This is a genomic window from Sandarakinorhabdus oryzae, assembly GCF_009733735.1.
Lineage (GTDB): Bacteria > Pseudomonadota > Alphaproteobacteria > Sphingomonadales > Sphingomonadaceae > Sandarakinorhabdus > Sandarakinorhabdus oryzae.
This window is the reverse complement of the sequence record NZ_WNJP01000142.1, coordinates 1-7,220: the sequence shown is the minus strand read 5'-3', so window position 1 is coordinate 7,220 and position 7,220 is coordinate 1. Positions and strand designations below refer to the sequence as shown.

9 protein-coding genes are annotated in these 7,220 nt (G+C 66.5%); 5 read left to right on the top strand and 4 right to left on the bottom strand.

Translation table 11 applies throughout. The features are described from left to right. From GJ693_RS12365 to GJ693_RS12350, 4 genes are all read left to right on the top strand, one after another. The coding region (locus GJ693_RS12365) for an ABC-type transport auxiliary lipoprotein family protein (protein WP_156256599.1) at positions 1 to 552 on the top strand (552 nt) is incomplete at its 5' end. Between the two features lie 85 nt (positions 553 to 637). Further along, entirely contained in the window at positions 638 to 1,564 is a 927-nt protein-coding gene (locus tag GJ693_RS12360; protein ID WP_156256598.1) for an alpha/beta hydrolase, read from the top strand. Next, complete coding sequence (locus tag GJ693_RS12355; RefSeq protein WP_156256597.1) at positions 1,561 to 2,061, top strand: RNA pyrophosphohydrolase; 501 nt, start codon at positions 1,561 to 1,563, stop codon at positions 2,059 to 2,061. The genes GJ693_RS12360 and GJ693_RS12355 overlap by 4 nt, the downstream gene beginning before the upstream one ends. Positions 2,062 to 2,079: 18 nt before the next feature. Beyond that, complete coding sequence (locus tag GJ693_RS12350) at positions 2,080 to 2,484, top strand: GFA family protein (RefSeq protein WP_235902862.1); 405 nt, start codon at positions 2,080 to 2,082, stop codon at positions 2,482 to 2,484. Here the strand turns inward: GJ693_RS12350 and GJ693_RS12345 are convergent. After that, positions 2,481 to 2,945 (bottom strand): Lrp/AsnC family transcriptional regulator, encoded by a 465-nt coding sequence (locus tag GJ693_RS12345; RefSeq protein ID WP_156256595.1) that lies wholly within the window; start codon positions 2,943 to 2,945, stop codon positions 2,481 to 2,483. The genes GJ693_RS12350 and GJ693_RS12345 overlap by 4 nt on opposite strands. Positions 2,946 to 3,055: 110 nt before the next feature. Here GJ693_RS12345 and GJ693_RS12340 point away from each other — a divergent pair, with 110 nt between their 5' ends. Beyond that, complete coding sequence (locus GJ693_RS12340; protein WP_156256594.1) at positions 3,056 to 3,889, top strand: PhzF family phenazine biosynthesis protein; 834 nt, start codon at positions 3,056 to 3,058, stop codon at positions 3,887 to 3,889. Between the two features lie 6 nt (positions 3,890 to 3,895). Here the strand turns inward: GJ693_RS12340 and thiS are convergent, their stop codons facing one another. The 3 genes from thiS to yidC all read right to left on the bottom strand — a co-directional run. Beyond that, positions 3,896 to 4,906, bottom strand: coding sequence for a sulfur carrier protein ThiS (thiS, locus tag GJ693_RS12335; protein WP_328598837.1), 1,011 nt, complete (start codon positions 4,904 to 4,906; stop codon positions 3,896 to 3,898). Continuing rightward, positions 4,906 to 5,556, bottom strand: a complete 651-nt coding sequence (gene yihA / locus GJ693_RS12330) for a ribosome biogenesis GTP-binding protein YihA/YsxC (RefSeq protein ID WP_156256593.1) — start codon at positions 5,554 to 5,556, stop codon at positions 4,906 to 4,908. Before yihA ends, thiS begins: the two co-directional genes overlap by 1 nt. Continuing rightward, on the bottom strand, positions 5,553 to 7,220 hold a 1,668-nt coding region (gene yidC / locus GJ693_RS12325; protein WP_156256592.1), incomplete at its 5' end, for a membrane protein insertase YidC. The genes yihA and yidC, both read right to left, overlap by 4 nt.

Here is a 7,220-nt window from a genome sequence, read left to right as displayed (position 1 = left end):
TGCGGCCCGCTGGTGCAGGTGGGCGGCAATGCGCCGCCACCCGATGCCCTGCTGGTGCTGCGCGCCGATGCGCCGCCGCCGGAATGGCAGGGGCCAACCGCGCTGGCGCAGACGCTGGCCGTGGCCATTCCTGACGTGCCGGCCGAACTGCAGACGCTGCGCCTGCCGGTGCAGGTGAGCGCGGCGACGCTGCAATATCTGGCCGGTGCCAGCTGGTCGGAACAGCCCAACCGCCAGTTCCAGCGCCTGCTGGCCGATACGTTGGCCGGCGCCGGCGTCGCCGTGCTCGACAGCCGGGGTGGCAGCGTGACCCCGGCGCGGCAATTGACCGGCCATCTGCGCGAATTCGGCCTGGATGTGCGCGGCAATGCAGTGGTGCGCGTGCGCTATGACGCGCAGTTGGCCGGCCCGCGCGGCGGTGGCACCGTGGCGCTGCGCAGCTTCGTGGCCGAGGAAAAGGTCTCCAGCCAGCAACCGGCGGCGGTGGCTGCTGCCTTGAATCGGGCGGCCAATCGGCTGGCCGGTGAGGTCACAGCCTGGGTGAAGGGCTGAACTTCTCCCCTCCCGCTTGCGGGAGGGGCCGGGGGTGGGAAAAATAGTAAACTGCCTGCCAAGCCAACCTGCCGGAGTGCCTGCCATGCCGTTCGTCCGTCCTGATGTCGCCAACATCCTCGCCATGATGGCCGCCCAGCCCGGGCCGAAGCTGAGCGAGATGAGCGCCGCCGAGGGCCGGGCCATGATGAGCGGTCTCACCCAGATGATGGAACGTCCGCGCGGCGACATCGGCGTGACCGAACTGGCGTTGCCCGGCGGCATCAAGGGCCGGCTCTACACGCCCGCCGGCTGCAGCGACGGCCGCGTGGTCGCCTATTATCACGGCGGCGGCTGGGTTATCGGCGATCTGGACACCCATGATCCGCTGTGTGCCGAAATCGCCCGCCAGTTGGGCATGCGGGTCGTCTCGGTCGATTATCGCATGGCCCCGGAAGCCACCTTCCCCGCCGCCAATGATGATTGCCTAGCCGCCACCCGCTGGATTGCCGGTTCGCCGGCCGAACTGGGCGGCGCCGTCACCGGCATCATCCCGGCTGGCGACAGCGCCGGCGGCCATCTCGCCGCCGCCGTGACCCAGGCGCTGCACACCGCTGTGCCGATCGTGGCGCAATGGCTGATCTACCCCGTCACCGACATGACGGCCGCCGAAGGCTCGATGGTGGAATTTGCCGACGGCTATCTGCTCACGGCGGAATCGATGGACTGGTTCATCGGCCACTATATGCGCGGCGCCGAAGACAAGAAGCTCGACCCGCGTGCCAGCCCGCTGCACGCGGAATCGCTGGCTGGCCTGCCGCCGGCGATGGTCTTCACTTGCGGCCTCGATCCGCTGCGCGACCAGGGCCGGGCCTATGCCGCGCGCCTGATCGAAAGCGGCGTGCGCGTGGTCTATCGCGAGGCCGCCGGCCAGATCCACGGCAGCTTCACGTTGCGCCAGGGCATCCCCTCTGCCCACGACGACCTTCTGGGTTGCATCGCGGACCTGAAACTGCTTCTGGCCGGGGCATGACACCCCCGTCGGCCATCCCGCGCGAACACCCCTCCGGCCTGCCCTATCGCCCCTGCGTGGGGGTGATGCTGGTCAATGGCGATGGCCTGGTCTTCACCGGCCAGCGCCTCGATCAGATGGTGGAGGCCTGGCAAATGCCGCAGGGCGGGATTGACCCCGGCGAAGACCCGTATGAGACGGCGCTGCGCGAACTGTGGGAGGAAACCGGCGTCGATCCGGCACTGACCAGCCTGCTCGGCGAGACGCCTGAGTGGCATTATTATGATCTGCCCGACGATCTGATCGGCCGCATCTGGAAGGGGCGTTATGCCGGCCAGCGCCAGAAATGGTACGCCCTGCGCTTCCACGGGACGGACGCGGATGTGAACATCGCGACGGAACATCCTGAATTCCGCCATTGGCGCTGGAGCCCGGTGGAAACACTGGTCGAACTGGCCGCCCCATTCAAGCGCGAGCTCTATGCGGATGTGATCGGGGTGCTGCGGGCGTATCTTTGATTTGACGAGATGATCAGCATGGCCAGGATCGAAGGCGGCTGCCTGTGCGGCGCGGTACGCTACGCCGTCGCAGCCGAGCCGGTGATGCAGGCCGTCTGCCACTGCAAGAACTGTCAGCGCCAGGCGGGCAGTGGCTGGTCGATGATCATGGGCGTGCCGGCCGCGGCGGTGGCGGTCACCGGCGAGGTGAAGACCTATCAGGACCAGGGCGAATCCGGCGGCGCAGTGCTGCGCCAGTTCTGCCCCAATTGCGGATCTCCATTGTTCAGCCGCGTCTCGGCCGCGCCTGATCTCGTGTTCATCAAGGCTGGCACGCTTGATGACACCAGCCAGTTCACGCCGCGGATGCAGTTCTGGACTGACAGCAAGCAGCATTGGGTGGAGATCGCCGGCGTGCCCGGCGTTGCCCGCAACCCGGGTTAGGAGTCTGGATAGGGCGGTGCCCGCAGCGGTATCGTCGCCTTCTTGATCACTGCCGTGCTGGTGCGGGCAAGCACGTGCAGCGGATCGAGCACGACATCGAGATCGGCGACATCGCGCAGCACCACGCGGGCGATGAAGCAATCGTCGCCGGTCACGCCATCGCATTGCACGATCTGCGGCATGTCCTGCAGCGTGCGTTCAACCTCGCGCAACTTGCCCGGCAACGGCTCGATGCGGACGATCGCCTGCAGACCATAGCCCAGCGCCGCCCAGGACACGTCGGCCGCATAACCCTGGATCACGCCCGCCTCTTCCATCTGGCGGATGCGCTCGCGCACGGCAGGTGCCGAAAGGCCGACCTTGTCAGCCAGCGTGCGCAGACTGGTCCGCGCATCGGCCATCAGCGCGCCCAGGATGGTGCGATTCGGGCCATCAAGGGTGACTTTCCGAACGAAGCTCATATTGGCGATCTGTCTTTCATATCGATGTAGTTAACACGAATAGCCTAACGTTACGCCGGTACAAATGCAAATTCTCCCGCTATGCTATGGGCATCATTGGAGACAGGAACATGAACGTGCAACGCATCGCCGCCTTCAGCCGCAGAGGCAGCGGCGGCAATCCCGCCGGCGTCGTGCTGGCTGACCACTTGCCCGCGCCCGACGAGATGCAGCGCATCGCGGCCGAGGTCGGCTATTCCGAAACCGCCTTTGCCGCGCCCATGGCCGACGGCAACTGGCGGGTGCGCTACTTCGCGCCGCAGATGGAAGTGCCCTTCTGCGGCCACGCCACCATCGCCCTGGGCGCGGCCCTGGGCGCTGCGCATGGCGCGGGCCGCTATGCCCTGATGATCAACGACGGGGCGATTGCGGTCACCGCCGAGCCGTCGCCGGCAGGCTGGTCCTGCACACTGGAATCGCGGCCAACCCGCAGCACGCCAGTTGACGATGCCCTGCTGGCCGAGGCGCTGGCCTTGTTCGGTTACGCTGCTGCCGATCTGGACGCGCAAATTGCGCCGCGGCTGGCCAATGCCGGCTCCCAACACCTGGTCATACCGCTGCGCAGCCGTGCTGCCCTGTCACGACTGTCCTACGATCTCGACGCCGGACGGCGCTTCATGCAGGCGCACGGGCTGGTGACGGTGATGTTCATTCATCGCACGGATGATCAGCGCTTTGATGTCCGCAACGCCTTCGCCTCTGGCGGTGTGCTGGAAGACCCGGCCACGGGCGCCGCCGCCGCCGCGCTGGCCGGCATGCTGCGCGACATGGGCTGGCCGCACAGGGGCCACATCACCCTCTTGCAGGGCGATGACATGGGCAGCCCGTCGACGCTTGAAGTGATGTTGACTGACGAGGCTGGCGCCCCGGTTCAGGTGCGCGGCGAGACGCGGCCGATTGCGTAGAGCGCGTCAGATGAGGCCGGCCAGCGGACTCGACGGATCAGCATAGCGGCGCTTGCCCATGCGGCCGGCGCGGTAGGCGAGACGGCCGGCTTCAACCGCCAGTTTCATGGCGCGGGCCATCAGGATCGGGTCTTTCGCCTCGGCGATGGCGGTGTTCATCAGCACGCCATCGCAGCCCAATTCCATGGCCACCGCGGCATCGGACGCGGTGCCCACACCGGCATCGACCAGGACGGGCACTTTGGCGTTCTCGATGATCAGGCGCAGTGTCACCGGGTTCTGGATGCCCAGGCCCGAACCGATCAGGCTGCCCAGCGGCATGATGGCAGCGGCGCCCAGATCTTCCAGCTTCTTCGCGGCGATCGGATCATCGGCGCAATAAACCATCACGTCGAAGCCCTCCTTCACGAGGATTTCGGTGGCGCGCTGGGTCTCGGCCATGTCGGGATAGAGGGTGCGGGCTTCGCCGAGCACCTCGAGCTTGACCAGGTTCCAGCCGCCCGCCTCGCGCGCCAGGCGCAGTGTGCGGATGGCATCCTCGGCGGTGAAGCAGCCGGCGGTGTTGGGCAGATAGGTGTAGCGTTTGGGATCGAGGAAATCGGTCAGCATCGGCTGGCTGCGATCGGTGACGTTCACCCGCCGCACGGCCACGGTCACAATCTCTGCGCCGCTGGCTTCGACGGCGGCGGCGTTCTGGGCATAATCCTTGTACTTGCCGGTGCCGACGATCAGCCGCGAGGTGAAGCGGCGGCCGGCGACTTCCCAAGAATCGGCCTCTTTGGCGTCGTCATCCTGCCCACCACCGACGAAATGCACGATCTCCAGCGCGTCACCCTCGGCCAGTTGCACCTCGGCAAAGGTCGAGCGCGGCACGATGGCGAGGTTGCGCTCCACCGCCACCTTGGCGGCCGGCAGATCGAGGCTGGCAAGCAGATCAGCGATGCTGCTGCCCGGCGCCACGCGGCGCGGTTCGCCATTCAGGGTGATGGTCAGGTCGGTCATGGTCTCGGTCGTCATCATTGGCCCGTGGCAGCCGCCAGCACGGCGGCGCGCAGTTCGGCTATGCCCACGCCCTTCTCCGAACTGGTGGCAATCACCTCGGGGTAGGCGGCCGGGTGGATGCGGGCCGCAGCCTGCGTCGCCTCGTACACCTTGGCCAGTTCGGTCGGCTTGATCTTGTCGCCCTTGGTCAGCACCACTTGGAAACTCACGGCGGCCTTGTCCATCAGGCTCATGATCTCGCGGTCCACCGGCTTGATGCCGTGGCGGCAATCGATCAGCACCAGCACGCGGCGCAGCACCGGGCGGCCGCGCAGATAATCATAGACCAGATGCTTCCACTGCCGCACCATATCCTTTGGCGCATCGGCAAAGCCATAGCCGGGCATGTCGATCAGGCGGAAGGCCGTCGGCTCGCCAACGTCGAACACGTTCAGCTCCTGCGTGCGCCCCGGCGTGACCGACGTGCGCGCCAGGCCATTGCGGCCGGTGATGGCATTCAAGAGCGACGACTTGCCAACATTGGAGCGGCCGGCAAAGGCGATTTCCGGCACGTCGGCCGGAGGCAGAAACTTCAGTTCCGGCGCCGACAGCAGGAAATTCACCGGGCCAGCGAAACGCTTGCGCGCCGCCTCGATCAGTTCGGCTTTTGCCTCGTCATCACTCACTTGCGGCGCCGTCCTGCAGATGGCTTTGGCGCACCGGGCTTGGGCCCGCCAGCCGGTTTCGGCGGCACCGGCTTCACATCGATCACCGCGGCCGATGGCGGCGTCGCCGGCGCCGGATATTTGCGGTTCATGTAGAGCTGCTGGGTGATCGAAACCAGGTTGTTGATGCACCAATAGAGCTGCAGCCCGGCCGCGAACGGCGCCATGAAGAACATGAACAGCCACGGCATCAGGCTGAACACCTGCTGCTGCACCGGGTCCATCTGGGCCGGCGACAGTTTCTGCTGCAGCCACATGGTGACGCCGAGCAGGATCGGCAGCACACCCAACGCGATGAAGGCCGGCGGCTGCCAGGCGATCAGGCCAAACAGGTTGAGCGGGGTGAGCGGATCCGGGGCCGACAGGTCGTGCAACCACAGCACGAACGGCTGATGGCGCATTTCGATGGAGACCAGCAGCGTCTTGTAGAGCGCATAGAAGATCGGAATCTGCAACAGGATCGGCAGGCAGCCGGCCAGCGGGTTGACCTTCTCGGTCTTGTAGATCGCCATGATCTCCTGCTGGGCGCGCAGCTTGTCATCGCCATATTTTTCCTGGATCGCCTTCATGCGCGGGCCGATCAGGCGCATCTTGGCCATCGATTCATATTGCTTGTTGGCAATCGGGAACATGGCGGCGCGCACGATCAGCGTCAGGCCGATGATGGCGACGCCGAAGTTGGTGGTGAACCTGAACAGGAAATCGAGGAGATAGAAGATCGGCTTGGCGATCACCTCGAACCAACCCCAGCTCACCGCCTTGTCGAGCCGCGGAATGCCGGCTTCCGTGTAGCGATCAAGTAGCGTCACCTCCTTGGCGCCGGCAAACAGCCGGGCCGTGGCGGCCACGCGGCCACCGGCCGGCACCGTCACGGCACCGGCCAGCCAGTCGGCCTGATACTGGCCGGCAGCATATTGGAAGGTGGCGGCGATCTTCGCCTTCTGGTCGGGCACGCTGGCGGCCAGCCAATATTTCTCGGTCAGGCCCAGCCAGCCGCCGGTGGAGGTGTAGCGCTTCGGCCCATCGTCCTTCAGCTTGGCAAAATCGAGATCGCTGTCCTTCAGCGTGTCATCAAGCACGCCGACCGGGCCAACATGGACATTGGTTTCGGCCTTCGGGGCCTCGCCGCGCCGTGACACCAGGCCAAAGCTCTGCACCACGACCGGCACAGCGCCGGGGTTTTCCACGCTCTGTTCGACGGTGAACAGATAATCGCGGTCCACGCTGATCTTCTGGCGGAACACCAGGCCCTGCGGCGAGGTCCAGCTCAGCGTCACCGGCGCTTCGGCGGTCAGCACTGGGCGATCGGTGGTCCATTGCGCGGTGGCCGGCGGAGCCAGCGACCCGACCCAGCCGAATTCGGCGAACTGCGCGTCGGCGGTGCGGCTCGGCGAGAACAGGCGCACCGGCGGCGAAGCCTTGTCGATGGTCTGGCGATAATCGGGCAGCACCAGGTCGTCGAAGCGCGCGCCGGTCAGGTTGATCGAGCCCTTCAGCCGCGGCGTGTCGATGCGCACGCGCGGTGACGCCGCCAGCGCCGCATCACGACCGATGATGGCGCCCAGACCCGTATTGGGCCCGGCGATGGCCGCTGCGGCGCCCGGTGTTGCGGGCGCGGCGGCCGG